The organism is Nocardia amamiensis (assembly GCF_015477605.1).
Taxonomy (GTDB): domain Bacteria; phylum Actinomycetota; class Actinomycetes; order Mycobacteriales; family Mycobacteriaceae; genus Nocardia; species Nocardia amamiensis_A.
In genome coordinates, this window is record NZ_JADLQX010000141.1 from 1 (window position 1) to 1,564 (window position 1,564).

The window sequence follows — 1,564 nt, forward strand, 5'->3', positions numbered from 1 at the left end:
TGGTATCGGACCAGGTCGTTCTAGGGAGTCGGCGAACGCAGCACTGATCGAGCGGAACTCCCGAATCCGCGGGCGACATCGCCCGGTCCGGCGCACTGAAGACCAGACACCCCGGCTGCCGCAACTGTGTTCAATTTCTTCAAAGTTGCTGTCCGCCGCCGAGTCTCGAACTGCCCTGATCTGACCCCTTGCACGCCTGTGCCGACCGAAGCGCAAACCAGCACATCGGAGTGAAATAAGGCCACGGCGGTCGACGGCGGAAATTTCTCCTGGACCGGATTCACCCGCCGCTGGTGGCCACCGCCCCCCCCGAAGCGTAAACGCCGACAGGCGACATGCCATGGTCAGCAGTGCCGGTGCGGACCCTTCCGATACCACTTCGATACCGTCCAGCCGCGCTGCCCGCGCGGGAGCAAAAGCCGATCGACAGCCATCGGGTCATCGGCCGGATGCCGCACCCCGGGTGAGGGTCCTCACCGCACTGAACACCCCCGCACCACGGTTGGATCGCGGCCTTCCTGCGCGTGTCAGCACAGGCTCCGGTCTTCGGGCTGCGAGTATCACAGGTCATGTCCATAGCAGAGACACACCGCCGCCTTGCGGCGCAGCAGGCCGGTCTTGTCAGCGCGGTGCAGTCGGAGATCTGGCATCGCCGCTACCCACCGTCCAGTGTCATGCAAGCCCTGCACACCACATGCGGGCACCCGCTGTCCGCAGCGGATACGCGCGTGTTCACCGGGCTGGCCATCGTCCTGCGCGCTCGCGGCTGGAGTTTCATCGGTGAATGCTCCGGCCCGGAAGTCCTCACCTTCAGCCACCAGGCCTCCGATGCCGGCTACGACTACCTGCGCCGAGGCCTCGAACCGGTCACCACCATCGTGGTCACCCTCGACCGCACCCGCCCGACCGACATCATCGGTCACTGCGAGGTCGAAGTCCTGCTGGTCGGGGATCCGTCCGGGCAAGCCCGCCTCACCGGCCTGTCCGGCCTGACGACCCATCTCGGGGTGATCGAGGCCCACCGACCTGGTGACCCGATTCGGGTGCCGTTTCCCTGCGGTCGTGCCCGGATCGCTCAACGGGTCAGCCGCGCGGCGGTCGCCGCGTCGCGCAGATAGCCGCATGCCCCACCCTCTGGTTCATCCCCCCCACCCTCCGGCTATCGGTGCGAGGGTTTTCCCTCATTGCCAGGCCGACTGCCACGGAGAAACGTAGCTCCTGGGTGACGGACGATGCCCAGGGCTCCCCAGCCCCCGACAACAACGTCAGGTCGGTCGACAACGACGTCGACCACACCTCGTGGCCGACCGATCAGGAACCGGTTCATCCGATGACTGCGCTATTGCCTCTTGCCTACGGATATTTGCGCGATGACCTGCTTGGTGACCGCGACCGTGATTCGACTGAGGACAGGCTGCGGGCCGCTGCCGGGTCACTTGGCTACGAGTTGGGCGCCGTATTCCACGAGCCGCCACCCCAGGGCGGGACCCTTCCCCCGGCGTTCGTCGATCTCGTCCAGGAATGCCGGCGAGCCGCAGCACACGCGGTGATCACACTGCACGGG

At 66.4% G+C, this 1,564-nt stretch carries 1 protein-coding gene; it reads left to right on the forward strand.

Annotated elements, in window-relative coordinates; translation table 11 throughout:
- The first annotated feature begins 569 nt into the window (after positions 1-569).
- Complete coding sequence (locus tag IU459_RS37100; protein WP_195134249.1) at positions 570-1,118, forward strand: hypothetical protein; 549 nt, start codon at positions 570-572, stop codon at positions 1,116-1,118.
- Positions 1,119-1,564: the final 446 nt, after the last annotated feature.